General features: G+C 34.3%; 22 protein-coding genes and 4 pseudogenes. 12 read left to right on the top strand and 14 right to left on the bottom strand.

The features are described 5' to 3' along the window. Positions 1 to 40 precede the first annotated feature (40 nt). Positions 41 to 1,006 carry a quinone oxidoreductase family protein gene (locus CO726_RS17380; protein ID WP_099685066.1) on the top strand — a complete coding sequence of 322 codons (966 nt, stop codon included), beginning with the start codon at positions 41 to 43 and terminating at the stop codon, positions 1,004 to 1,006. A gap of 65 nt (positions 1,007 to 1,071) precedes the next feature. Here the strand turns inward: CO726_RS17380 and CO726_RS17375 are convergent, their stop codons facing one another. From CO726_RS17375 to amyS, 4 genes are all read right to left on the bottom strand, one after another. After that, the gene (locus CO726_RS17375) at positions 1,072 to 1,782 is read right to left on the bottom strand and encodes a histidine phosphatase family protein (protein ID WP_099685065.1); all 711 of its coding nucleotides are present in this window, start codon (positions 1,780 to 1,782) and stop codon (positions 1,072 to 1,074) included. 159 nt (positions 1,783 to 1,941) lie between these two features. Beyond that, on the bottom strand, positions 1,942 to 2,349 hold the full coding sequence (locus tag CO726_RS17370; protein ID WP_245916677.1) for a GNAT family N-acetyltransferase: 408 nt from the start codon (positions 2,347 to 2,349) through the stop codon (positions 1,942 to 1,944). A gap of 123 nt (positions 2,350 to 2,472) precedes the next feature. Further along, the gene (locus CO726_RS17365; protein ID WP_099685064.1) at positions 2,473 to 4,374 is read right to left on the bottom strand and encodes an endonuclease MutS2; all 1,902 of its coding nucleotides are present in this window, start codon (positions 4,372 to 4,374) and stop codon (positions 2,473 to 2,475) included. A 495-nt stretch (positions 4,375 to 4,869) separates the two neighbouring features. Beyond that, positions 4,870 to 6,411, bottom strand: coding sequence for an alpha-amylase (amyS, locus tag CO726_RS17360; protein WP_099685063.1), 1,542 nt, complete (start codon positions 6,409 to 6,411; stop codon positions 4,870 to 4,872). A 203-nt stretch (positions 6,412 to 6,614) separates the two neighbouring features. Between amyS and CO726_RS17355 the strand changes: the two genes are divergently transcribed. Then, entirely contained in the window at positions 6,615 to 6,980 is a 366-nt protein-coding gene (locus CO726_RS17355; RefSeq protein ID WP_099685062.1) for an arylamine N-acetyltransferase, read from the top strand. A gap of 116 nt (positions 6,981 to 7,096) precedes the next feature. Next, entirely contained in the window at positions 7,097 to 8,884 is a 1,788-nt protein-coding gene (gene pepF, locus CO726_RS17350; RefSeq protein WP_099685061.1) for an oligoendopeptidase F, read from the top strand. Between the two features lie 36 nt (positions 8,885 to 8,920). On the opposite strand, the gene CO726_RS17345 is transcribed toward pepF, so the two are convergent. After that, the gene (locus CO726_RS17345) at positions 8,921 to 10,054 is read right to left on the bottom strand and encodes a serine hydrolase domain-containing protein (protein WP_099685060.1); all 1,134 of its coding nucleotides are present in this window, start codon (positions 10,052 to 10,054) and stop codon (positions 8,921 to 8,923) included. Positions 10,055 to 10,316: 262 nt separating this feature from the next. On the opposite strand from CO726_RS17345, the gene CO726_RS17340 reads away from it, so the two are divergent. Further along, positions 10,317 to 10,547, top strand: a complete 231-nt coding sequence (locus CO726_RS17340) for a hypothetical protein (RefSeq protein ID WP_099685059.1) — start codon at positions 10,317 to 10,319, stop codon at positions 10,545 to 10,547. Between the two features lie 192 nt (positions 10,548 to 10,739). Here the strand turns inward: CO726_RS17340 and CO726_RS17335 are convergent, their stop codons facing one another. Further along, complete coding sequence (locus tag CO726_RS17335; RefSeq protein ID WP_136699701.1) at positions 10,740 to 11,978, bottom strand: MFS transporter; 1,239 nt, start codon at positions 11,976 to 11,978, stop codon at positions 10,740 to 10,742. 85 nt (positions 11,979 to 12,063) lie between these two features. On the opposite strand from CO726_RS17335, the gene CO726_RS17330 reads away from it, so the two are divergent. The 7 genes and pseudogenes from CO726_RS17330 (at position 12,064) to CO726_RS17300 (ending at position 17,531) form a co-directional block, all read left to right on the top strand. Beyond that, the gene (locus CO726_RS17330; RefSeq protein ID WP_099685058.1) at positions 12,064 to 12,915 is read left to right on the top strand and encodes a LysR family transcriptional regulator; all 852 of its coding nucleotides are present in this window, start codon (positions 12,064 to 12,066) and stop codon (positions 12,913 to 12,915) included. After that, positions 12,908 to 13,417, top strand: coding sequence for a DUF3916 domain-containing protein (locus CO726_RS17325; protein WP_099685057.1), 510 nt, complete (start codon positions 12,908 to 12,910; stop codon positions 13,415 to 13,417). Before CO726_RS17330 ends, CO726_RS17325 begins: the two co-directional genes overlap by 8 nt. 93 nt (positions 13,418 to 13,510) lie before the next feature. Next, positions 13,511 to 14,188, top strand: coding sequence for a YdcF family protein (locus tag CO726_RS17320; protein WP_099685056.1), 678 nt, complete (start codon positions 13,511 to 13,513; stop codon positions 14,186 to 14,188). 15 nt (positions 14,189 to 14,203) lie between these two features. Further along, positions 14,204 to 14,425 (top strand): annotated as a pseudogene (locus CO726_RS17315) (zinc-binding dehydrogenase); the annotation flags it as partial. Between the two features lie 178 nt (positions 14,426 to 14,603). Further along, positions 14,604 to 16,070 carry a protein adenylyltransferase SelO gene (locus CO726_RS17310; protein ID WP_099685055.1) on the top strand — a complete coding sequence of 489 codons (1,467 nt, stop codon included), beginning with the start codon at positions 14,604 to 14,606 and terminating at the stop codon, positions 16,068 to 16,070. A gap of 217 nt (positions 16,071 to 16,287) precedes the next feature. Next, positions 16,288 to 17,400 (top strand): response regulator aspartate phosphatase, encoded by a 1,113-nt coding sequence (locus tag CO726_RS17305; RefSeq protein ID WP_099685054.1) that lies wholly within the window; start codon positions 16,288 to 16,290, stop codon positions 17,398 to 17,400. Then, on the top strand, positions 17,397 to 17,531 hold the full coding sequence (locus CO726_RS17300) for a Phr family secreted Rap phosphatase inhibitor (RefSeq protein WP_000735069.1): 135 nt from the start codon (positions 17,397 to 17,399) through the stop codon (positions 17,529 to 17,531). Before CO726_RS17305 ends, CO726_RS17300 begins: the two co-directional genes overlap by 4 nt. Positions 17,532 to 17,677: 146 nt before the next feature. Here the strand turns inward: CO726_RS17300 and CO726_RS17295 are convergent, their stop codons facing one another. From CO726_RS17295 to CO726_RS17270, 6 genes and pseudogenes are all read right to left on the bottom strand, one after another. Continuing rightward, on the bottom strand, positions 17,678 to 18,286 hold the full coding sequence (locus CO726_RS17295) for an FMN-binding negative transcriptional regulator (RefSeq protein WP_099685053.1): 609 nt from the start codon (positions 18,284 to 18,286) through the stop codon (positions 17,678 to 17,680). A 141-nt stretch (positions 18,287 to 18,427) separates the two neighbouring features. Further along, positions 18,428 to 18,960: pseudogene (locus tag CO726_RS17290) on the bottom strand (GrpB family protein). A 23-nt stretch (positions 18,961 to 18,983) separates the two neighbouring features. Further along, on the bottom strand, positions 18,984 to 19,331 hold the full coding sequence (locus CO726_RS17285) for a DUF4260 domain-containing protein (protein WP_099685052.1): 348 nt from the start codon (positions 19,329 to 19,331) through the stop codon (positions 18,984 to 18,986). 12 nt (positions 19,332 to 19,343) lie between these two features. Further along, complete coding sequence (locus CO726_RS17280; RefSeq protein WP_099685051.1) at positions 19,344 to 20,312, bottom strand: bile acid:sodium symporter family protein; 969 nt, start codon at positions 20,310 to 20,312, stop codon at positions 19,344 to 19,346. A gap of 4 nt (positions 20,313 to 20,316) precedes the next feature. Beyond that, a complete protein-coding gene (locus CO726_RS17275; RefSeq protein WP_099685050.1) occupies positions 20,317 to 21,708 on the bottom strand; it encodes an FAD-binding oxidoreductase in 1,392 nt (463 codons plus the stop codon). A 167-nt stretch (positions 21,709 to 21,875) separates the two neighbouring features. After that, positions 21,876 to 22,274, bottom strand: a complete 399-nt coding sequence (locus tag CO726_RS17270) for a DUF2871 domain-containing protein (protein ID WP_098760585.1) — start codon at positions 22,272 to 22,274, stop codon at positions 21,876 to 21,878. A 255-nt stretch (positions 22,275 to 22,529) separates the two neighbouring features. On the opposite strand from CO726_RS17270, the gene CO726_RS17265 reads away from it, so the two are divergent. Next, positions 22,530 to 23,033 (top strand): GNAT family N-acetyltransferase, encoded by a 504-nt coding sequence (locus CO726_RS17265; RefSeq protein WP_099685049.1) that lies wholly within the window; start codon positions 22,530 to 22,532, stop codon positions 23,031 to 23,033. A gap of 87 nt (positions 23,034 to 23,120) precedes the next feature. Here the strand turns inward: CO726_RS17265 and CO726_RS17260 are convergent. Together CO726_RS17260 and CO726_RS32480 are read right to left on the bottom strand one after the other, a co-directional pair. Further along, positions 23,121 to 23,645: pseudogene (locus CO726_RS17260) on the bottom strand (rhodanese-like domain-containing protein); the annotation flags it as partial. A 53-nt stretch (positions 23,646 to 23,698) separates the two neighbouring features. Further along, a pseudogene (locus tag CO726_RS32480) lies at positions 23,699 to 23,836 on the bottom strand (IS3 family transposase); the annotation flags it as partial.

The raw sequence follows: 23,836 nt of genomic DNA, 5'->3' as shown, positions 1-23,836 counted from the left end.
ATAAAGAGCATCGACAAACAATAAAATGGAGGTATTCCATATGAAAGCACTTTGTTTCGAACAGTTTGGAAGTCCGGATGTACTACAATATAAAGAAATACATGATCCAATCATAAATCCAAATGAAATTCTTGTCCGCATGCAAGCAATCGGATTAAACTTCGCTGATATTTATAGACGCCGAGGTGATTATCATCTCGCTGGTAACCCTCCTTATATATTAGGCTATGAAGGGGCTGGTATTGTTGAAAAAGTAGGAGCTGACGTTACAACTATCAATCCTGGAGACCGTATTGCATTTGCTGATGTTCCATTTGCAAATGCAGAATTAGTTGCCGTTCCATCTGAAAAAGCAATTCAGCTTCCAAATTCTATTTCTTTTGAAACAGCCGCTTCTGCCCTATTGCAAGGTCTAACGGCACATTATTTAACGAAAGATAGCTACCAAATAAAACAAAGTGATATAGCTTTAGTACACGCTGCGGCTGGCGGCGTTGGTCAACTTCTTATTCAAATGATTAAACTACAGGGCGGAAAAGTAATCGGTCTTACGTCATCAAACGAAAAAGCAAAAGTAGCCACGTTAGCTGGTGCTGATCACGTATTTTTATATACTAAAGAATGGCATTCAAAAGTACTTGAAATAACAAATGGTACTGGAGTAAATGTTGTATATGAATCAGTAGGCTCTACATTAGAGGAAAGTTTTAACGCTACTAAAACTGGTGGCACTGTCGTATTTTACGGAATGGCTGGTGGTAATCCCGCGCCCTTTGATCCACGTATGCTTATGGATACTTCAAAAACTTTAACTGGTGGAGATCTTTGGAATGTTCTTACTGCATATGAAGAACGTAAAAAACGCTCTACCCAATTATTTGATTGGATCGCTAGTGGAAAATTAAACATCGCGAGTCCCACTACATTCTCTTTACAAGACGGTGCCCGTGCCCATGAATTATTAGAGAGCCGTAAAAGCACAGGGAAGATTTTATTGATCCCATAATTCACAAAATGAAAAGGAAGCTAGATTTCTCTACCTTCCTTTTCTTATCTCAATTTGAGATATAATTATATTTCCACACTTTCTTTCCCTTTTGCAACATAACTCATATCTCCAACCGACTCGACCGTATATGTTCCATTTTGATATACAATCTTCGTCACACTAGCATTTTCCAATCCAAGCTTTGTTTTGCTACTGTCTAACATTTCTATTAAGGTTGTAATCAAAAGTCCGTGAACGACAACTAAAACATTACCGCCACCATTTCCAACAGCTTCTTCACTAATTTTATCAATCTCTGCTTTTATACGAGTAGAAAATACTTCCCAATCTTCCGCTTGTTTCGTAGGGTCTGCTGCTCTAATAAGATCAATAACTTCTTGAATAGAAAACTTCATAAGTTCTTCTGGTGATGTAACGCCAGCAGCTTTTCCAACCGTATCCCACATATTATCAAGTTTTTCACCTTCAAAAATACCAAAATTTAATTCTCGTAAATTTTTTCTTTTCTCAAGTTTCAACTTTGATTGCTCACTATATTTTAATACTAAATTAGCAGTTTCAATTGCTCGGCCGCTATCACTACTATACGCATTCATAAAATGAACATCTTTTAATCCGGTTCCTAAATTTATGGCAACTTCCACACCTTTTTCTACTAATGGAGAGTCTGCCCAACCTTGCGCGCGATGGTTCGTATTTAATATTGTTTTACCATGTCTTGTAACATATAACGTAACTACATTCTCATTGCTATCTTGTTCTCGCTTATTCATTCTATTCTCTCCCTTTACATTTCTATATCAATTTTACCACCTCAATTATTCATTGAGCAAAATATACGTCAATAGATCTGCTTAATAAAAAAGCTATCTTTCTGTATATCTCTACAAAAAGATAGCATCTTTTATGATTACATTTCTTAACCGATACTCCTATTCAGCAAAAGCACTCGAATATTGTACAATTCCTTCTACACCTTCAAGAGCATTTCCTCTCAGTTCCATCACCATAAACACTTCATCTGGCACTTCAAATGGCGCTTTTATATTCCACTCACTTGCTTTCTTAAAACCAAATTTCGGATAGTACTCTGGATGTCCTAATACTACAACTGACCCGTATCCAAGGTCTTTCGCTTTTTCTAAAGCATAAGCGATAAGTTTACCGCCAATTCCCTTTTTCTGATGACCCCTAGCAACTGAAACTGGTGCAAGTGCTAATGATTCTTCAGAAGTTCCATCCTGTTCTATCGTAATTTTCGATAACATAATGTGACCGACTATTTCTTCATCTATCGCCACAATTGATAATTCTGGAATAAATACGTCACATTCTCTAATACGTCTTACAAGTTAATGTTCTTTTTTATCACTAAACTCTTCATGTAAAAATGCTTCTTTTACAACTTCTTCTGTTTTTCTATAATCATTTTTTTGTTCTTGTCTAATCGTTACCACCCTAGATTACCCTCTATTCTTTCTCATTTCTTTTTGAATTTTACGAAGTGCTTTTTTCGATCCACGCTCGATGTCGTGCTGCATTTTTCTTTCTTTATAATCGACAAATAGTGTATTTAAATCGTATCCCTCTGGATATAACTCCTTTGCTGATACCTCTAAAGTAATACGTTTTACATTTACTTCAACGAATTCACCGTTATAATATACAACAACGTTATAAAAATTATCTTTTTCCTTATAGATGATACCAAAATCATCATAATCTAATAAATTTACACGATCGCCGATTTTATACTCGTAATGATTTTCTCTTTTTTCTTGCACAAATTTGGGCTTTCTAATTTTACTTTCATTCACTTTTTCTAGAGCATATTCTTTATTTCCCATGTACGCTTTCGCTCTTTTCAGTACATGTTCTCTTACGTTCATTTTATTTGCAATCCAAAGTGCATTACTTTCACCCGATTTACCTATTACTAATTTGTAAAGTGGTTCTAACGTTTCACTATTAAATTGCATTGCTGCATTCATAAAATCATCGTGCATTTCTGAGAAGCGTTTAATTTCACCGTAATGCGTACTCGCAACTGTAATACATCCTGCAAGATAAAACTCCTCTAAAATAGAAATTGCAAGTGCTGCCCCTTCATTCGGTTCAGTCCCGCTTCCTATTTCATCAAATAATAACAACGTATTATTATTTGACATCCTCATAATCTCAGAAAGATTTTTCATATGAGATGAAAATGTACTTAGTGCGTTTTCGATACTTTGATTATCACCAATATCTACAAATACATTTTCAAAAATAGCAATTTCTGTATCTTTATCTCCTGCAATATGAAGGCCTGACATTGTCGCTAATGTTAACAATCCGATTGTTTTTAATACAATTGTCTTCCCGCCCGCATTCGGTCCTGTAATAATTAAACTACGATAGTTTTGACCGATTTCAAAGTTTAACGGTACTACTTTCCCACTTAAAAGCGGATGCTTACAATTTACTAAATGAATGTAGCCATAATCATTTAATTTCGGCTCTATTCCATCAATTGATTTACTAAACTTCGCTTTCGCAAACACCATATCATATTGGCTAATCAATTCCATATTAATTTTTATATGATAAATGTTTTCTACTACCATTCCTGATAAAGTCGCTAAAATTTGATATTCTTCTATCGCTTCTTCAGCTTTCAAACTTGCAAATTCCGCATTTAATTTTGTAACTGTATGCGGTTCTATAAATACAGTAGAACCTTTAGCGGACGCTTCAACTATACTTCCCGCAACTTGATTTTTATAAGAAGATTTAATTGGAATCGTATATCTATCATCTTTCTTACTAATAAAGAATTCTTGAATATACTTCTTATTTGCACTACTATTTAAAAACTTCATTAAACGCTCTTTGATTTTTCCGTCTACAGAATCAATGTTATTTCGAATTCGTTTTAACTCTTTACTAGCGGCAGAATCAATACTATTTCCTTTAATTGAAAAGTTAATTTCCTCTTCAATGCTTTTATATTCAGTCATTGAATTTGCATAAGAAGCTAATACTGGCGCAAAAAATTCTTTATCTAACATAAAATTTTTAATCTTTCTACATCCACGTAAAAAGTCTGAAACACTTACTAATTCTTCTGGATCTAAAATCATCCCTTTTTCTAATTTTTGAATTGTACTAGCAATATTTGAAATACCGAAAAAAGGCACATGCCCTTCTGCATCTAATATAACTCGTGCTTCTGTCGTTTCATTTAATCGATTCCTCACTACTTTTATACTCGCACTCGGCTCTAATTTATTTATTAATTCCTTACCTAATCCACTTACACAATAAGATTTCACTATATCCTTTAATTCTTTATATTGTAACTTTTCAAAAGTCATCGTATTCATTTTGTTTCTCCTCACTATGATTGATTTCTATCATAAATGAAGATACCTACTCATTAGATTCCAGTGAGCCCTACATTACCAAATTACCATTTTTATACATTTAAATTATATACAAAAAAGCTGCGGGGATACCGCAGCTTTTACATTTACAAGGCATGTGTAATAACATATGAGTAAATAAGCCATAAAACAACAGATGGCAATCCTCTTATTACACGCTTTATAAAGTATTGTAGGTATCTTCATAGGTATCGAAATAAATCCATGACAAAATTAGGGGTATGATCTACATAAAAATCCCCTGTTCTTATCCGATTTATTTCATTCAATTTTTCCTATTTAGTACCTACCGCACTCACAAAAAGCACCTCTCATTAATTTATATTATAGTCATTGAAATCTAATTTACTGAAATCATCATACTATATGTTTTGTAAGAAGTAAAGGTGTCATAACTTTATAACTATGCAGCATGTAAAGAATGAAGAGGAAAGCTTACTGCTGAACATATACGGAAACTGATCCTCCACTTACATGGAACTGCCCCCACCCATCCTTATTAATTGTTACTGTATTTGTTTGATTACCCGTAATATCATGCCATACTTCCCCTGCGTTACTCTTTCCAACATCCATCCACTTTAATCCTCCTGGTCCATCAGAGATTAATGTCGCTAAACCAGAATTAGCATGTACACTATCCCCTTCTCTTGTCCAGCCAATCACATCTGGATGATCAAAATAATCACGCTGCGTACCATATGCAAAGTTTTTTCGTGCCGTCAAAATCGGATCAATTTTGTCCTTTAACGCTGGAATTTCATAACTACTATTTCCGCTTGTCCCATAGTAATCACCATAGAAAACTGAAGGATAGCCCTCTGCACGAGTTAAAATAAATGCATATGCCAACGGTTTAAACCACGGACTTACTAAAGATTCCAAGGACTGTCCAGGCTGCGAATCATGATTTTCAACTAGAGTAACCGCAAGTGTAGGATGATTCGCAACTACCGTTCCTTTTAAAATATTTCTCATATCATAATTTCCATTTCCTGTTGAAGCATAGTGAAAATTATAATGAAGTGGTGCATCAAATACAGATTGATTATAATTGACTTTCGCTAAATAATTATTTAAAGTTCGGATATCATTTTGCCAATATTCAGCCACCGTAAACATTTCTTTCCCCGTTTGCTGTCTGACATGATTTACCCAATCGCGTAAATATTCATGATCAATATGTTTAACAGCATCTAAACGAAAACCATCTAAATTTAATTCATTCGCATACCACGTCCCCCAATTTTTCATCTCATTCGCAACATCTGGATGATCAAAATCAAGGTCTGCATACATCAAATAATCATAATTTCCATTCTCGCTAGACACTTCCCAGTCCCACGCTTTACCTATACCCCTAAATTTATAAATTCGATTCAATTTCCTTCCTTCATCCCAATCCGTTCCGTCAAAATGATACCATTTCCATTTGAAATTAGAATAAGAATCTCCGCGCCCAGGAAAGTTAAACCCTGTCCATGCATTAATTTCATAATCACCTGATACTTCAATATTTCGATTGCTCGGGTCTACCTCAACTGCTGTGATAGTTTCCGTATAATCAGCCCCACCTTTATGATTCATAACTACATCACCGTATACATCGATGTTTTGCTTATGTAAAGCTTCAATTGCAGATTTCAACTGTACTTTTGTCCCATATTTCGTCCGCACAGTTCCTTTTTGATTGAATTCCCCTAAGTCATATAAATCATATGCTCCATATCCTACGTCATTTTGCGTAGTTCCTTTATATGCAGGTGGTATCCAAACGGATGTAATTCCCTTTTGAGCTAAATTTCCAGCATCCGAACGCAAGCGATTCCAATGATTCCCATCATTTGGAGCATACCACTCAAAATACTGCATTAACGTTCCATTGTTAACCGTATCTGCATACGCTTTACTCTCCCCATATATACTAGGTAAAAACAAAACAGCCGACAAGCCGACTACTGTTATTTTTTTCAACATATTTAAACCATCCCCTTTAAAGAAAACGTTTGCATAGTTTATCAGAATTATTATAATATTCATCCCTCTGTTAGTAAAGTATCAATCTGTCACTCTTCCACATTATTTTTAATTTACCTTCAAATATTCAACATAGTTTTCATTTCACATCTTATTCAAGATTGTTTACAATTTATCTATAAAAGCATGACGGAGGGGTTTCTATGACTGACTATCAAAAACAATTTTTCACGCGAGTAAATATAGAAGAAAAAGAAACAGTTTCATTTGAATATTTGCCTCACATTATGCAAGCAATGGCGCAAACTGTCCCCTTTGAAAACTTAAATATTCTCGAAAACAACTTTACAGAAATATCAAAAGAAAATCTAAAAGAAAAAATTATTGTTGAACATGAGGGCTCACCATTTAACAAAGTACCTCTGATTGTAAAACTAACTGAAGATGGGCATGCATCTTTAACAAAGGATACTCTGACAATAGCGAAAAACGGTAAAAAAACGAAAGAAAACGTTACAGATGTGCAATATAAAAATCTTTTACATTCAAAATTCGGAATTACATTATAATTTTTAAGCCTTGCCATTTTAGCAAGGGTTAAAAATTTTCAGCAGGGATTTTTTGCAATTTGTTGTATTTCATAGTTATATAGGAATATAACTACATATTTAGAAAGGAAATGATTATGACTGAACTTAAAGATCGACTACAAGTAGATGAGAAAGACAAATGGGATTTAACGGATATTTACGATACCATTGAAGATTGGGAAAGCGATTTTCATAAAATTGAAGTATTAACGAAAGAATTACACGAATTTAATGGAAATATTTACGATGGTAATAGCTTATTAGCTTATTTAACAAAGAGTGAAGAAATATCTAGCATAATATCTTTAATGTTTGCTTATGCACGATTACAATCTGATCTTGATACGCGCGATACTGACGCCCAATCTCTTGTCGATAAAGTGTCACAATTACATGTGAAAGTAAGTGCGGCTAAATCTTTCTTTTCTCCATTCTTACTTAGCGTAGATGAAAACACATTACATTCTTACATAGAAGAAGCAGAAGGCTTACAATATTATAAAGAAGACTTATTTGAATTGTACCGTTATAAAAAACACGTATTGAATAAGGACCAAGAAGAGATTTTATCACAAATGGGGGAAGCACTTTCCTCTCCTCAGCGTACATATGGCATGTTAAATAATGCAGATATACTATTTGGTGAAGTGACTACTGATGAGGGAGAAAAAGTTACTTTAACACGAGGAATGTATGCAAAGTTAATAGAAGATGAGAACCGTGAGAAACGTAAAGAAGCCTATAAAGCTTATTACAAACCATACGTTCAATTAAAGAATTCTATCGCTTCTACTTTATCTGCCGCTATTAAAAATAATGTTACTGTTTCAAAGCTAAGAAAATATCCATCAGCTTTAGAAAAGTCATTATTTGGCGATATGGTTCCGAAAGAAGTTTATGAAAATTTAATTGAGACAACGAAAAAAAACATTCAGTCATTACATACTTATAATCAACTTCGAAAAGAAAAATTAAATGTAGATGAACTACGCCAGTACGATTTGAGCGTTGATTTAGTAACGGGTGTAAAACAAGACATTCCATATGACAAAGCGTTTGACATCATGATCAAATCACTAGCTCCATTAGGTGAAGAATATATTGAAACATTAAAAAGCTTTAAAGATAAACGTTATATTGACGTGAGAGAAACGCCAGGAAAACGTTCCGGCGCCTATAACTTTGGTGTATACGGTGTTCATCCTTTCATTCTTTTAAATCATCATGATGATTTAAATAGCCTTTTCACTCTCACTCATGAATGTGGACACGGTATGCATACGCACTACTCACACGGATACCAACCAAGAATTTCTGCACACTATACTATTTTCGTTGCAGAAGTCGCTTCTACAGTAAATGAAGTGCTATTAATCCATCATTTATTAAAAGAAGCAAAAGATGCTAATGTACGTAACCATTTAGTAAACCATTTCATCGAGAAATTTAAAGGCACTTTCTTTACACAAATTATGTTCGCTGAGTTTGAAAAAATCACACATGAAATGGCGCAGCAAGGCAAACCATTAAATGCCCAAGTCTTTAGCGAAGTTTATGAAAACTTGTTCAGAGAGTATAATGGCGACTCCCTCGTATTTGACGAGGAAGTAAAATACGGATGGGCTAGAATACCGCATTTCTATCGTCCATTTTACGTATACAAATACGCAACTGGATTCGCTTCTGCAATTCAAATTGCCGATAAGTTATTGAGCGGCGATCCAAATGCTCAAAAACATTATATTGAATTCCTTAAAGGCGGAAGTTCAGACTACCCATTAAACTTATTGAAAAAAGCTGGTGTTGATTTAACTACGCCAGAACCGCTTGAAAGTGCATTAAATCGTTTTAATGCACTTGTTGAAGAATTTTCAGCATTATAAAAAGAAGAGCCTCTCTCACTAGAGGCTCTTTCTCTTTTAGGCTCCTTTTCCTTCTATTAAATCACTTGCCATTTTCCTAAACTCTTGATTAAATGCATCATTCATACCATTTTGGACGTTAGAGAATAATATGACAAACATTTTTTTATCCGAGTTAAAATTATTAAAAGTATTCCAACCTGCTAATACGCCGTGGTTATGATAATAATCTGGATACGTATAGAAACTAAATCCATATTTTCTTGCAGGTGATGCCGTAAACATATCTAATACACTTTGTTTCGATAACAGTTTCCCGTCCATAATTGCCTCATCTAATCTTTTCATATCTTCAACAGTCGTATACATTTCACCACACCCATACAACCAGTTCATTTTTAAGCGGGGTGCAGCAATTAATTCATTATCTTTTTTCGTATAACCTTCTGCTAAAAAAATATCTTCTGGGAGAGTTGCCCCCATTCCAGATTCATGCATTGCAACAGGAGCAAAAATATTTTCTTTGACGTATTCAGCGAGCGGTTTATTCGTAATTTTTTCTACAATATATGCAAGTACCATATAATTATAGTCTGTATATTTCCAGCCTGTCCCTGCAGGAAATTGCAATTTTTGCGCTCCAATCCACGTTACTAACTTTAAACGTGACCCCGCATCCACCCTACCTTGTCCTTGATCTGGTAAGCCTGACGTGTGTGTTAATAGATTTCGTAACGTAATGTTTTTATCTGCTGGAAACGATGGAATATACTTATTTACATTATCTTCAATATTTAATTTTCCTTTTTCTTTTAGCTGCATAATAGATATTGCAACGACCGTTTTCGTAATAGAACCAATACGATATTTCGTTCTTGGCGTTGTTACTACTTTATCTTTCACATTCGCATATCCATAACCTTTTCGTAAAATCACATGATCTTTACTAGCTACAAGAACGCTCCCATTAAATCCTTTATCTTTTAAATATTGATCTAGTTTTCCAGCTACAGCTTCATAGCGTTTTTTCTCAGTTGCATCAACTTCTTGCATATCGTCCTTTTGCTTACTATTTAAATTAGAAAATGCCTTTATATCATATTTCTTACCTTTATTTGCATGTATTAGTGCAACGACACTCCCACAAAAAATAGCAAAAATAAAGAAAACAATTAACCATTTCTTCAGCATAATAGGAACCCTCTTTTATCTAGTTTCACTTAACGCGCATCCATTCTATTCTATCTCTATTAATTTTTAAATACTTTATATTATTACCTATCTATTATTCACCTAATTAAACTAGATTCCTTTTTCTCATATTCAGTTTTTGGCTACTTTCTATTGTATTTCTTTCTTGCGAAATTTCCACCTTACAATCGGATGCCCCCTACTATAATTTCAACATCTTATGTAACATTTGTTACACACATTAAGAAACGGAGTTATTACGATGAAAAATACCGATAAACGCAATCGTTTAAATGATAGGATGTTTCATTACAGGGTAACAAAAAACAGCATAGCTTTAATTGAATATTACGGAAAACAGATTATGGTATTAAAAGGAAATGATGCTGAAAAATTTTTATCCAAAATAAATTATGCACATAATGATTCAGAAAAACAACTCATTATGGCTAAAGTAACAGGCAATTTCAAAAGAGGAAATGAACATAACTGAAAACGAATCTCATTTATATTATGATTATACAACATATAAAAAAGAAATGTCGCTCATTTTGCATTTCTTTAGACTGTCTTCATAAAAAATTTACATTGCTAACTTTCTTTTATTTTTACTATATAAAGTGAAGCTTTAATCAGTGGTGTTTTGTCCGTCCCCACTGATTATTAGCCCACCCCAATCCGGCTTTTACTGGCTGCCTGGCAAATTGCGGGATAAACTCACTGCCGAAATACTTAGTAATACCACTATACACAACCACGCATACGTATACCCTTTCTCATCGACAATATAACCAAATAAAACAGGTGCAATAATAACCGCAATTTGATTGAATGTAAGTGCCAAACTAACTGTTATTCCCACAGATTCTTCACTTGCCAATTCAGCAACTTCGACGATAAAAAGACTAAACCAACCAATTGAAAAGAAGCCTAACAATGCGCTTATACCATACAATACTCCACTCGTTACTGTATGTATGCTCATTACTAACAATAGAATCAAACCGATAGAAGCACAGACAGCTATAAATAAAGGCGTATGTCGATTCCCTTTATAAAACAAATCACTACTAGCTGCTAATACAACACGGCCAATCATTCCAGAAAAGAACATCACTGAAAATACTGAGCCGGCTACAATAGATGTAATGGATTGTTCCCTTACTAAAAATTTCATAAAGTGCCCAACTAACACCATTTGCAATGAAATCATGCAAATACCCGTCATATAAATGGGATACAACTCTTTTTTACATATCACTACTTTTAGCTCCGTCCAAAAAGCAATTTTAATATGTTCTTTCCTTGCTTCCTCCTGAACATATGGCTCTTTATAAAAAAAAAGAAGTAATAGTCCTCCAATTATACAAATGCATGCAATACTATTTATCGCGTAAGTCACATTATATTGTATTGTAAGAAACGGGATTAACACTCCCGCTAACGCGCCACCAATCGGTATACCAGCTTGCCTTATTCCCATCGCTAATCCGCGAATTTCTTTTGGGAACCATTTTATAACCACTTTACTTCCTCCCGGCTGGGAAACACTATAAAACGTTCCTACTAATAAAAGTACAAATAATAACCCCTTAAATCCATTTACTATATTAGTCAGTAAAAGCGAACCTCCTAACAAAAATGAACTGATAGAAATTAATATTTTTTCATTATATTGATCAAGTAGCCGTCCGACAAAAAGCATACAAAATAACGGTCCAATATTTACAACACTTACTAACAATCCACTCTCCGTATTCGTAAGCGCATATTCTTCTTTCCAAAATAAAGCGAAGACCCCGACACCATATGTTATAAGCGTCGCTGTTGTTTGAGCAATCGTCGCAACAATTAACATCACCCACTTAGAAGTACTGTTCATCCTTTCTTCCATTAACACAATAATCCCTCCATCCTCTTCCATTGTATGAAAGTTCTGATATCATATAAAATAAAGATTCATTATATAATCCATCAAAAAAAATGATACCTTTTTGGAGGGATGATACGTGGACATAAAAGATTTAACTGTATTTTACGAAGTCGCGAAAGAAAACAATATTTCTCACGCAGCGAAAAATTTGAACTACGTACAATCAGGCGTAACAATGCGTATGAAACAACTAGAAAATGAATTAGGCGTGCCTTTATTTTACCGTAACGGAAAAGGTGTAACTTTAACTTCTAACGGTGAGATTTTATTAACGTACGCCAAACAAATTATCCACTTAATGGATCAATCTATAAAAGCGGTTCAAAATAATGGAACTGAACCAAAAGGCACTTTAAAAATTGGATGTACAGAATCTACAACTGCGGTAAGGCTCCCCTCTATATTAACGGCCTACTATGAGAAATACCCAAAAGTCGATTTGATTTTAGAAACAAATACAACTGAACAACTAATTAAGCTTGTATTAGAGCGAAAACTTGACGGAGCATTTATAGCTGGCTCTACTCAGCATGCTGAACTTCATACAAATGTATTTCATGAAGAAGAATTAATTCTCATTAGTAAAAAACCTTTATCCTCTCTTAAAGACATAGAAGATATGAATTTACTCGCTTTTAGTCACGGTTGCTATTATAGAAGTTTATTAGAAGACTGGCTTCAAGAAGAAGGGGTCTCGCCTAAACGAGTATTAGAATTCGGAACAATCGAAGCGATACTTGCATGTGTAAAATCAAGTATGGGCGTAGCGATTATGATGAAATCAATTTTAAAGGGACATGAACATGACGTATCATTCAATCCTTTACCAAATAGCTTCAAAAAAGTTCCTACTACTTTTATTACTAGAAACGATATATTTCGCTCAGCTGCATTACAAAAATTTATGGAGATGACTCACAATGCATGAAAAGAAAATACGTGGGATGAAACGAAAAACAAACACTATGATTAAACGCATTGAGGAACATACAAAAACGTTCCCTTCTGCTTTCTATAACAATGAATATTGGTATATGCCTTTACCAGTTTCCCAAGCTTTTATCGATTCGTGTAAAACGCCTAGAAAAGTAAAACGATTGTGTATACAAACCTTATTAAATCAAGCACAGCATTTAATAAAAATAAAACCGAGCGATACACATACATATCGAGTTATTGTTTTCATTTCTATAGAAAATTTATGGAGTTCTCAAATTATCGTATTTAAAGACGATGACTACTTTCATAACTTTTTCAATAGAAATAATGAATTTCAAACATGGATTCCTCTTTCAAATGAAATGAATTTTTGGGAAACATGGGGAATTTCAATTTGTCCTACTGCCCAAATGTTACAATTTCAAGAAGTCATTTATGATGAGGATGCAATCGATAAAAAAGAAATTTGGTTTATTGGGGAGTTATCTTAAAAGGGGTACTTTCAAATGAAAAGCTTCCCTTTTTCCACTTAATAAAATCGCTATATAATGAATTTATCATTTTACTATATAGGAGGTTTTCAAATGGTAATCCCTAAATATCCTGATGTTCCTGCTCTTACGAAAAAACAAATCGATCAAATTACAGAAATCACTTTTCTAAAAGAAATAACACCACAAAAATGTGATGCCATTTTCGTTTTCGGCGGTTCTCACCCGGGCAATTGGCAAGCCCCTCTAGAAGCTTATCGGCAAGGTTTAGGAAATCAAATTATCGTTACAGGTGGTACTAGTTTACATGGCATGAAACATCCAAGCTGGAATTACGGGGATTTGTCAGATGCAGAAGTAATTGTAAATAAATTAATTGAACATGGCGTACCAAGCGACGCTATCATGTTCGAGAAAAACTCCCTCCATTCTATCGCTAATGTAATGGAAGCGAAAAAGATTTTTGATTTCACAAAGATTAATCGGCTACTATTTGTATGCAAAAGTTTAGGCGCTGGTCGTCAATATAGAGTATTAAAAAAACATTTACCTAAAACTATTACTTGTATCCCATATACATTTGATACAAGTTTTGATGGTGAGTTTATAATTAATAGATATAATTGGATGGAAAACGAGAAAAGCCGCTCTATGATTTTTGGAGAATACTTGAGAAATGTTTGCTACGGCAGAAAAGGTGGTATTGAGCCACCTGAAAAAGAGGTTCATGGTCTAGAAGAATATGTATCCTATTACTATAATCTAGCATAATAGAAAAAAGGTATATCTAAAAAACTTACTGCCCTTGAAAAGAAACATAATGCGCAATATTCATTTTTATTTATGAAGCCAAGCGGTGATCAATTACGTACTATCGCAAACTATATTGAAGCCGGAAAAATCAAACCGGTAATCGATCGAGTCTTCCCTTTTGAAGATGCTCAAAAAGCAATGGAATATTCAGAGGCTGGAAGAGCAAAAGGAAAAATAATTGTAAAAATAAAATAATAATAAAACCTCCATTTTTTTTAAAATGGAGGTTTTAAATTTGCTGCTAAATAGACATAGTGCACTGAAGTCCTTACAATAGATTGCAAGGGGAAATATCATATTATACTTTTAGCTGATTTTACAAAGAATACATACGTACAAATACATAATAAAAAATAAATAAGGAGGAGATAAAATGACTAAAAATAATGAAGTAGGTTGGAATTTAGACAATAGTTATGCTACTTTACCACATTCATTTTATACAGAAATCCCCCCTACTCCCGTAAGTTCACCGGAGCTAGTTAAACTAAATCATTCGCTAGCAATATCTCTTGGCTTTAATCCTGAAGAAATGAAGAAAGAAGCCGAAGTTGCTATTTTCGCTGGTAATGCACTCCCAGAAGGAGCTCATCCATTAGCGCAAGCGTATGCTGGACATCAATTCGGACATTTTAATATGTTAGGCGACGGTCGTGCTCTTTTAATTGGCGAACAAATTAATCCTTCAGGTAAACGTTTTGACATTCAACTGAAAGGTTCTGGCCCTACTCCGTATTCACGCCACGGTGATGGTCGTGCTGCACTCGGTCCGATGCTACGTGAATATATTATTAGTGAGGCAATGTATGCACTTGATATTCCGACTACTCGTAGTTTAGCAGTTGTCACAACTGGTGAACCAACATATCGTGAAACAAAGTTACCTGGAGCAATTTTAACCAGGGTCGCTAGTAGTCATATTCGTGTTGGCACATTTCAATATGCTGCAGCTCGTGGTTCTATCGAGGATCTTCAATCACTAGCTGACTATACAATAAAAAGGCATTATCCAGAAATTGAAGCTCATGAAAACCGATATACTGCATTACTACAAGAAGTCATAAAGAAACAAGCAAGTCTCATCGCTAAATGGCAACTTGTTGGATTTATCCACGGTGTAATGAACACTGACAATATAACAATTAGCGGAGAAACGATTGATTACGGCCCTTGTGCATTTATGGACAATTACGACCAAGGAACCGTCTTTAGCTCTATCGATACACAAGGTCGCTACGCATATGGAAATCAGCCATATATGGCCGCATGGGACCTCGCGCGACTAGCTGAATCTTTAATACCGATTCTACATGAAGATGAAGAAGAAGCATTAAAGATTGCTCAAGATGAAATTTCAAAATTTAGCGTACAGTATGAAAACCAGTGGTTCATTGGAATGAAAAAGAAATTAGGACTATTTAGCAACGAAGAACAAGATCATTCACTTATTGAGCAATTTTTAAAAATGATGGAGAAATATAAAGCAGATTACACTAATACATTCCGTTCATTAACTCTTGATACGATCGAAAATGCCCCTCTATTCGATAGCCCTGAATTTAAAGAATGGTACAAACTATGGCAATCTCGATTAGAAAGACAAGAGGAATCGAAAGAAAATGCCTACGAAATGATGAAAAATAATAACCCATCCATCATTCCAAGAAACCACCGTGTAGAAGAAGCATTAGAAGCAGCTGTTACAAGTGGAGATTATAGTGTAATGGAGAAACTTCTTGAGGCTCTATCAAATCCTTATGCGTATTCCGCAGAGCAAGAAGATTACTGCGTTCCGCCTGCGCCGACGAATCGTCCTTATCGTACTTTTTGTGGGACTTGATGATTTAATCTTTTTTAATGTGCTTTCAATTATTGAAGGCACATTTTTTTACATAAGCATAAATCGTACTCCAATCAAACCACACATATATCACTATTCCAATCATATTAATTGACTATATTCGTGAAAAATGTTGAGAAATATAAGTTTTGCTTTTTAGTGTTATTATTTTTGTTATTATTATTTATAAGAATATTCTAAAGAAGGAGGAATCTTCATGTTTACATCCACTAAAAGTGAACAAATCACACAACTATTAAATGAATGGTACATAGAAATCCGTTTAAGACGCATTGATAGCGCAAACCGTTTTAAAGAACAAATAGATAATAAAATCAACATTTTAAAAAACAACTATCCAAAAGGTATACCTGATCAAAACTTATTGCTCTATTATTCTTTACTAAATTTCCGATATAATTATTTAATTGATAACTTAGGCGTCTCTAAAGACAGTTTTAATAAAATTGAGTCGTTTGAAATTCCAACAAATAATTTCTTATCATATTACTATCATTTCTTTAAAGCTATTCACTCAGATGCAATTGGAAATTATATACTAGCGAGAGAACATTATGATAAAGCTGAAGCTTTGCTTCAATACATTCCAGATGAAATTGAGAAAGCAGAGTTCTACTATAAACTAGGATATTCCTACTATGATAATCAACAAGCACTTCAAGCTATCAAAGAAGTAACAAAAGCTAAAGATATGTTTTCTAATCATCTAGGATATGAAGTGAATGTAGCTTTTTGTGATAACATTTTAGGTTTAGCATGTATAAACTTAAAAGAATGGGAGCTTGCTGAAGAACACTTTACAGCTGCAATGAATCAATTCCAAAAAATAGGAGAAGAAAAATTCATTTTAATGGTTCGACATAACTTAGGATGGATGTATTCAAATCAAAATCTTAATGCATTAGCTATTCGTTATCTCTCTGAAGTTATCGAGAAATCCCCAAATCATTATAAAGCTATCTTTGCTAGCGCCTTAGAATACTACAAATTAAAGGAACTTAGCGTCGCAGACGAGCTAATAAAAAGGGGATTAAATATTAGTAACGAACTAAAACAAGAGGAGTTCCAACATCGCTTTATGATTTTACAAGAACTAAATAACAGTTCACCTGCTAAAACATTTGAAAAAATAGCATTAGCAGGAATTAAATATTTCGAACGCGAAGAATTATATGAAGATGTTCAGGAACAATATGAAACATTGGCAATTAAATTCTATGATGAAAACGAACATTCTGAAGCAAGTAAATATTTTTATATGGCATTACAAGCAAAGAAAAAAGCAAATGCTAAAGGAGGATTAAAATGAAAAAATTACTCTTAAGTTTTATGGGAATCGTTACAATTCTAGCATTTAGTACTGGTATAACAAGTCCAACAAAGTTGGATCATTCTAATACCAAGATACAAAGCCTTTCTGTAGGTGATGGAGGCGGTTGATCAATACATTTTTTCACGCGAAAAAAGTGAAGTCATGCATTATCGTATGACTTCATTTTTATTCGTTGAAACTTTTGCTTCTTTTTCTTAGCTCTCTTATTTCATTTACATTACCAAAATCAATAATATATAACTTGTTTTTTCTATTACAACGAATTCCACGTCATCATTCTAGCAATCCCCCTACTCCCCTCGCTACCAACTTTCTCAAGTTTCTCCACAACTAATTTTCTTCTTTCCACAGAATGATTTTGGCTTAACTTCGCTTTTCCTTCTATTTTACTAATCTTAATTTTAAAACCAACTATCCCTTTACTTAATCCTGCCATATAATTCGAATCTACCTCATTTAGCAAGTAGGTACTCTGTGGATCTTCATATTTATGTACTAATTCTTGAAGAGAGTCTATTAATTCCTGTTCACCCTCAACAATTTCTAATTCACCGTATACATGTACAGCAACGTAATTCCATGTTGGTACTGCATTGTTTGTTTCATACCATGACGGTGATATGTAACTGTGTGGCCCTTGGAATATAGCAAGCACTTGTTGATTCTCAATATCTTTCCACTGTTCATTCGGCCGTGCGAAGTGACCATGTAAAGTAAGGGTCTCCCTATTTAATAACAACGGTAAATGCGTTGCAAATGGTTCCCCATTATTTTGAGAAAATAACGTTGCAAAGCTATTTTTTTCCATTATTTCGCACTTCATTTCTTCATCTTGTATTGCGAAATATTTTGGTATATACATAAGCTCCCTCTTTTCCACTCTTTTCTATTTTATTTCCTATTATATTTAGTAATCGCATCAATCAAAAGGGACAGTTTGTCATTATTTTATAGTGGCAGCTTTCAATTTAAAAAGAATAGGCCGCATATACTCCATGCGACCTTAGTTTATTTCCCCTAATATATTTGTAATAAATGCCGTCTTACCTTCACTATAACTGGATTGATTTTTCGATTCTCTTGCTAACTCTTCCTTTAAACGCCCATATTCAACAGCAACGTCTTCATGTTCACGAAGGTAATCCCGAAACGCTATATGTCTTCTTAACTCTTCACTTTCTTTATCACACACATACAAATGATGTTCCATCCAATCTGTACTTTCTCCGTCCCACGGAACGAAAGCGTCCTTTCTGCCAAACGCCTCTCTCCCTTTGTAACTCCATTCTGCCTGATGATAGTATCCTATCGCTTCAAGCTTTGTTACTACTTCAGGAAAAATTTCGTAATCTTCTATTACTATATCAATATCTAATCTAATACTGGTTTTGCTGCAAGTCCTTTAATAGATGTACTCCCAACATGTTCAATGAATAAAATGCTCTCTTCCATTACATCGTTAATGAGAGTTTGTAGCTTATTAAATTCAATTTCCCATTTGGTGTTATATCCTTCTATAGTAATTCTCTTTTTCAATATATCCCTCTTCTCACAAACAATTACAACCTTTGAATATGAGTATCTTTAAAATCCGTCTCATATTTCAATCCATATCCAAACATTCGATCCATTCCAATATGTGCTGTCCATATTAGGCCTATCATAATTACTGTGTCTATCTTAAAAAAGATACCTATGATAACAATTAATATGGATATAATATATGTGTGAAATAAATTATAAATGTTAGCACCAACTTGATTATTTATCCGATAAGCTAACATTGATAAATCCGGCGCTAATAGGAATACCAAAAATATGATCCAACTAAATTCATATAATGAATACGTATAAATCGCGGCCAAGAATACAACTAAGCCTTCAAAATGTACAATACGTTTTTGCATTCTTTATCATTCCTATTTTTCTATATTTACCGAGAATTTTTCATCACCGAAAGTATTCTTTGCATTTTTTGACCAGATGGTTGCTAAAATCGGCCCTGCAATGTTATGCCACACTGCCGCTAATACACTCGGAAGCGCAGCTGCTGGTCCAAAATGTGCTGTTGCCAGCGCAACACCTAAACCTGAATTTTGCATTCCTACTTCTATTGAAATAGCCCTTCTTGTCCCTTCGTCTAGTCTAAGTATGAATGCTGTTATATACCCGAGTAAAAAACCGAAAGCATTATGAAGCATAACAGCAATAAAGATAAGAAGGCCTGAAGAAGTAATGCTACTTACATTCGCTGAAACAACCGCAGAAACAATAATGATAATTGCTAAAACTGATATTAAAGGGATAACGGTCATTCCTTTCGTAACAGTTTTAGGGAAAAACTTCTTCACTACTAATCCTAAAATAATCGGTATGATAATGACTTGTACGATAGAAAGAAACATAGACATAGGATTAACCGGCATCCATTGTCCTGCAAGTAATAATAAAATAAGTGGTGTAGCAATTGGTGCTAGTAACGTTGATAATGACGTCATTGCAATAGACAACGCTAAATTCCCTTTTGCTAAATAAACCATAACATTTGATGCAGTGCCACCCGGTACTGAACCGAGCAACACTAATCCAGCTGCTAATTCGGCTGGCAGATTCATAACGTAGGCTAGTACGTATGCGACAAGTGGCATAATAACAAACTGAGCACATACTCCGATAATAACTGGCAATGGTTTTGTAGCAATGATTTTAAAATCAACAGCTTTTAATGTTAATCCCATCCCAAACATGACAACCCCAAGTAAAATCGTTATGTAACTAGTTAACCCGAGAAATGGAGCAGGAATAAAATATGTAATAGCTGCAATACAAATAACCCAAAATGCAAAATACTTTCCAGCTATATTACTTATCGCCTCTAGTACTTTCACCCAATCAGCCCCTATCCTTTAATTGAAACACCTTATTCGGATTCAAAATATTTTGCGGATCAAGAGCTCTCTTTATTTTTTGCATTACGAATAATGCCGCCCCGTGTTCTTCTTCTTGATACTTCCTTTTTCCGATTCCGACGCCATGTTCTCCTGTACACGTTCCCCCTCGTTTAAGAGCATACAAAACGATATTTTCATTTATTTCGTCTGCCTTTTCCACTTCTTCTTTATCGTTTGGATCCACCATTAAAAGCACATGGAAATTCCCATCTCCTACATGACCAAGAATACCACCAACAAGACCAACCTTATCTAATGTCTCTTTCGCATGTTGAATTGCCCCAGCTAATTCTGAAATTGGTACACACACATCTGTACTCATAAGCTTTTTACCAGGATAGCTATGAACGTAAGCGTATGCTAGGTTATGCCGTGCATCCCATAATTTATTTCTCGCTGCAGTTTCCGTTTCAAAAGCAACTTCTTTACATTTATGATCACAAACAATTTCCTTCGTAAATTCAATATCTTGCTTTAGCCCTGCTTCATTACCGTGAAACTCTAAAAACAGTGTAGGTTCTTCTCTGTAACTTGTTTCACTGTAATGATTGACTTGTTTCATAGATAGTTCATCAACGAGTTCAATTCTCGCAATCGGAATACCGGCTTGCAGTATGTTAATAACAGCTTCAACTGCATCATTTATAGTTGGAAACGATGCTCTTGCGGCCATAACATGCTCTGGTATGCCGTATACTTTTAATGTTAACTCTGTAAAGCATCCAAGCGTACCTTCTGATCCTACGAAAACACCATTTAAATGGTAACCTGATGACGACTTCGCTGCTAAATTCCCGGTATGTATTATTTCTCCATCAGCAAGAACAACTTCTAAATCACGAACTTGATCACGCATAACGCCATACTTTACCGCTGTCGTTCCGCTCGCATTTGTAGCAGCCATTCCACCTAACGTTGCATCTGCTCCTGGATCCACACTAAAAAACAATCCATACTTTTTCAATTCTTTATTAAGCTGAGAGCGAGTCACTCCCGGTTGTACTCTCACTAGAAAATCTTTCTCTCTTATCTCAAGTATTTTATTCATAAGTGACAAGTCCATTGTAATTCCCTTTTCATATGGAATAACGTGGCCTTCTAAACTAGAACCTACCCCAAAAGGAACGACAGGTTTTTTATGCTCACTCGCTACTTTCATTATTCTACTAACCTCTTCGGTCGTTTTCGGAAAAACTACTACATCAGGTAAACTACTAGCATGATAAGATTCATCTTTACTATGTAACTCTCTTACTGTCGTATTCACAACTACTCGATCTTCGGGAAGTACACCCTTTAATTCATTTACTAAACGCTCTACCGTTATTTCCATTGTACACTCTCCTTCTTTCTATAAATCCGAATTACAAAATATGCTAACTATTTTATACATAATAATCCGAAAAATTAAATAATTCAAGTTTTACATATAATTCATTTCTTACTTTCGAATAAACGAAAAGAACTTGCAGCAATTGCTGCAAGTTCTTTTCTATAAAACTATATTTTAAATGACTTCTTTATTAACAACATAAACCAAATTAAAGTAACTGCCATCAGCGAATGAGAAAAACCAACAATATAAGTTAACCCTTTAAAGTCCGCTCCATTTAACTGAAGAAGCCCTCTTGCTGCCAATGAGCCTAACATTAATATTAATGCGATATTATGTACAATAAACCACTTATTAAAACTTTTCGCTTCATGAAACGCGAATACTTTTGCTAATCCTAAAGCAATTAAGAAGAAGAAAAAGCCTAGTACAAGTATATGTGTATGCAAAAGATTTAACAAAGTAGATCCTACAATCCCCTTATACTTTCCATATTCCCTAGCGAAAATCCCTGACAATAAACCGATAATCAAATACGTAAACGATGCATTATATAATTTCTTCATTATATACCTCCTTGAGTAGAATGTGTAGTGTGTCATATTTAGTAATAATGATAGTTATATAGTAAAAACTCCTAGTCACCTAGGAGTCATTGTATAAGCATCTCACTCTTTACAATCAAATCTAATTATAAAATATCCTTTTATACAAAACAAACGAACTTTATGTGAACAAACAAAGCCCCATTAAAATATGTTGCACTTTTGTATTTCTCAATCCATACTAATTGTTATAACTTTTAAAGGTGGTGCAATAGATTGATAGTTCTTGAAACTGAACGACTCACTCTTCGTTGGCTCGATATAAAAGATGCTCCGTTTATTCTTGAGTTAGTAAACGATCCTGCATGGATTCAGTTTATTGGTAATAAAGGAATTAGAAACTTGGAAGATGCAAAAAATTATATTGTAAAAGGACCAATCGATATGTATAACAAACTCGGATTTGGCCTTTACTTAGTTGAACGAAAAGAAGATCACACACCAATTGGTATGTGCGGCCTTATAAAAAGGGATTCATTAGAAGATGTTGATATCGGCTTTGCCTTTTTAGAAGAATTCCGTTCAAAAGGATATGGCTACGAGTCAGCTTCTGCTGTAATCGAATACGGTGTACAAAAACTAGGGCTGAAACGAATTGTAGCAATTACTACTATAGATAACATCAATTCAGGAAAGCTTTTAGAAAAAGTAGGATTGCAATTTGAGAAAATCATTTCAGATTCAGGAGAAGATTTAAAATTATTTGGGTATAACGCATAGTAAAGAAGGTCGCCGTGAATGACGACCTTCTTTACTATTTTACTAATTTCGCAATAATATTTTTAGTCACATTTCATATAATATTTTCTACACATTGAGATTGCATGTTGTATAAGGAAGCCCTTCTTTTTTCCATGCAAGAAATCCTCCCTTTAAATTCACTACTTCCTTTATACCAGCTCTTTGTAAAATACTAGCTGCTATAGCGGAACGCAATCCAGTTCGACATTGTAAAACTATTGGGCAATCTTTTGGTATACAATCTAGCTGCTTAAATAGATTTCCTAAAGGGATATGTATTGCATCATGAAGATGTCCTTCCTCCCACTCTTTTTTACTACGCACGTCGATTACCTTAACACTTCCACCTTTTATATGCGGATATAATTCGATTGATGTGTCTTCTTTGTAACTTTCTAATCTAGTAAATCTTTGTATTACCTTTAAAGGTGCAAAAGCAATAATATTATCTAAACCAATAGATTCAAAGTCTTTAATAACTGCCTCCACTTTAACTTTTTCCTCATCTAGAATGATTAAAGTGTCTGTTTTATAATCTAGTAACCATCCACACCAAGTTGTGAAAGAATTGTTATAAGGCATGTTAATTGATGGTATGTCAACACGAAACTAGACAATTTTTTTAAGGTGTTCCTGCCTGTACTGTACTGAACAGGACTCAAATAGCCCAGTGTTCCATGGATTCTGACATTGTTAAACCAGTTTACGTAGTCGTTCAATTCTAAGGTCAATTCTTCTAAACTTGCGAAATGACGACCGCGAACGAACTCGGTTTTAAAGAT

It is taken from the genome of Bacillus fungorum (assembly GCF_002746455.1).
GTDB classification, from domain to species: Bacteria; Bacillota; Bacilli; order Bacillales; family Bacillaceae_G; genus Bacillus_A; species Bacillus_A fungorum.
This window is presented reverse-complemented; position numbering and strand designations above follow the sequence as displayed.

Excerpts from the sequence above, each read along its gene's own strand:
- CO726_RS17380 (WP_099685066.1), top strand. The coding sequence starts at position 41 with ATGAAAGCACTTTGTTTCGAACAGTTTGGAAGTCCGGATGTACTACAA.
- CO726_RS17375 (WP_099685065.1), bottom strand. The coding sequence starts at position 1,782 with ATGAATAAGCGAGAACAAGATAGCAATGAGAATGTAGTTACGTTATAT.
- CO726_RS17365 (WP_099685064.1), bottom strand. The coding sequence starts at position 4,374 with ATGAATACGATGACTTTTGAAAAGTTACAATATAAAGAATTAAAGGAT.
- amyS (WP_099685063.1), bottom strand. The coding sequence starts at position 6,411 with ATGTTGAAAAAAATAACAGTAGTCGGCTTGTCGGCTGTTTTGTTTTTA.
- CO726_RS17355 (WP_099685062.1), top strand. The coding sequence starts at position 6,615 with ATGACTGACTATCAAAAACAATTTTTCACGCGAGTAAATATAGAAGAA.
- pepF (WP_099685061.1), top strand. The coding sequence starts at position 7,097 with ATGACTGAACTTAAAGATCGACTACAAGTAGATGAGAAAGACAAATGG.
- CO726_RS17345 (WP_099685060.1), bottom strand. The coding sequence starts at position 10,054 with ATGCTGAAGAAATGGTTAATTGTTTTCTTTATTTTTGCTATTTTTTGT.
- CO726_RS17340 (WP_099685059.1), top strand. The coding sequence starts at position 10,317 with ATGAAAAATACCGATAAACGCAATCGTTTAAATGATAGGATGTTTCAT.
- CO726_RS17335 (WP_136699701.1), bottom strand. The coding sequence starts at position 11,978 with ATGGAAGAGGATGGAGGGATTATTGTGTTAATGGAAGAAAGGATGAAC.
- CO726_RS17325 (WP_099685057.1), top strand. The coding sequence starts at position 12,908 with ATGCATGAAAAGAAAATACGTGGGATGAAACGAAAAACAAACACTATG.
- CO726_RS17320 (WP_099685056.1), top strand. The coding sequence starts at position 13,511 with ATGGTAATCCCTAAATATCCTGATGTTCCTGCTCTTACGAAAAAACAA.
- CO726_RS17310 (WP_099685055.1), top strand. The coding sequence starts at position 14,604 with ATGACTAAAAATAATGAAGTAGGTTGGAATTTAGACAATAGTTATGCT.
- CO726_RS17305 (WP_099685054.1), top strand. The coding sequence starts at position 16,288 with ATGTTTACATCCACTAAAAGTGAACAAATCACACAACTATTAAATGAA.
- CO726_RS17300 (WP_000735069.1), top strand. The coding sequence starts at position 17,397 with ATGAAAAAATTACTCTTAAGTTTTATGGGAATCGTTACAATTCTAGCA.
- CO726_RS17295 (WP_099685053.1), bottom strand. The coding sequence starts at position 18,286 with ATGTATATACCAAAATATTTCGCAATACAAGATGAAGAAATGAAGTGC.
- CO726_RS17285 (WP_099685052.1), bottom strand. The coding sequence starts at position 19,331 with ATGCAAAAACGTATTGTACATTTTGAAGGCTTAGTTGTATTCTTGGCC.
- CO726_RS17275 (WP_099685050.1), bottom strand. The coding sequence starts at position 21,708 with ATGGAAATAACGGTAGAGCGTTTAGTAAATGAATTAAAGGGTGTACTT.
- CO726_RS17270 (WP_098760585.1), bottom strand. The coding sequence starts at position 22,274 with ATGAAGAAATTATATAATGCATCGTTTACGTATTTGATTATCGGTTTA.